The organism is Kitasatospora sp. NPDC015120 (assembly GCF_043080305.1).
In the GTDB taxonomy this organism is placed as follows: Bacteria; Actinomycetota; Actinomycetes; order Streptomycetales; family Streptomycetaceae; genus Kitasatospora.
The window spans coordinates 1-1,342 of the sequence record NZ_JBIBVJ010000069.1; the positions used below are offsets into that span (position 1 = coordinate 1).

General features: G+C 61.9%; 2 protein-coding genes. Both read left to right on the forward strand.

The genetic code is table 11. From position 1 onward, the window contains the following. The first annotated feature begins 160 nt into the window (after nt 1-160). Nucleotides 161-649 carry a hypothetical protein gene (locus ACF1AK_RS36335; protein WP_003944258.1) on the forward strand — a complete coding sequence of 163 codons (489 nt, stop codon included), beginning with the start codon at nt 161-163 and terminating at the stop codon, nt 647-649. Nucleotides 650-1,089: 440 nt separating this feature from the next. After that, on the forward strand, nt 1,090-1,293 hold the full coding sequence (locus ACF1AK_RS36340; RefSeq protein ID WP_037131380.1) for a hypothetical protein: 204 nt from the start codon (nt 1,090-1,092) through the stop codon (nt 1,291-1,293). Nucleotides 1,294-1,342: the final 49 nt, after the last annotated feature.

Below are 1,342 nucleotides of genomic sequence, written 5' to 3' on the forward strand. Positions count from 1 at the left end.
CTCCTCGTCGGGAGCGAATTCCCCGTCAAGTGGCTCATACGATCGAAAGCCGGGGACACCGCAGGTCACCGGGTCGCCGAGCAGGCGGATGACAGCCTGCTGCCTGCGGTCATGTCAGTATCGTGAATACCGAAGGGCACTCACGGTGAGGGAGTATTTAGTGCACGAATTCGCGGAACTGATCGACAAGGTTCGCAGCCGACACGAACGGGAACTACACCGACTACTGCGAAAAGCTCTGGTGCCAGGGACATCTCGCACGATCGCCCGCAAGAAACCCCCGCCGAAGCTGATCGGACGATCGATACTCGACCGAACCGTGGAGGTTCGGGTGTTCGCTTCCCATCTGGCATTGGATACGAGCACAACGATGACCGGTCCCTATCCGGCCGGGTCGGTGCTGATGATGACGTTCGTCGGCGGCCGGCACGTCCGCACCGGCGAACCCGTGGCGCTCGATCCCATCGAGGCGGATGCGTGGGGGCTGGCGCTCGTTCCTCCTGGCTTCGAGGAATATGCCTTGCGGCTGGGCACGATCGCGAAATTCTCCGCAGGTGTCCGGCACTATCGAATGGTCGTGGCGTCGGACGGAACTGCGTGTGTGATGCCCCCGGCCGACAAAGAGGTCCTTCTGACGAGCATGGGCTGAGTTACGCCGTCTCAACGCTGTGTCGATCGCCCGATACGGAGTCACGGGATACTGATCGCGTCTTCACCGACACAGAGATCGAGTGTGACGGAATTCTGACCGTTTCCGCTGCTCGCATTCACGGGCACGACGGCCACCCTCTCCCGGAGCTGGTGTGGAACCATGCCGACTGCGTCGCAGCCATGATGCCTTCGACGCGCACAGCACAGGCTTTCACGCGTAGAGGTATGTGGTCTGCTCGTTTCCCGTATCGGGCGAGGCCGAGGGCGACGTCGATGTCTTGTGCCCGCTACCGCCCAAGAAGAACGGCATCGACAATCTTGCCGCGCTCTGGTCCAGAGCCGTCGCCGACCAGCCTCATCGGAGGCATCTCACTCATCGCTGTTCCCCGTCGTTCACAGTGCCGCGACTGACAATCCCCGACAGAGAAACGGGCCCACATGACCAGCAACAGTGAGGACACGAAAACCGACAGCAGCGCGACCTGGACGGTACGCACCGTGGGAAGCTTCGCCGCGATCCATGTCAGCGGAACCTCACGAGCACAAATCACGGCCGCCAACGCCTTCGTACGCACCGCGCAAAACCTCGGACTCGTCTGCTACAACCCGCTCAGCGAACGAATCCTGCCGCCACGGGACTAGAACTGGATCTCCTTGAGCCGACATCCCGAGATGCGACGGCTCCCCGATG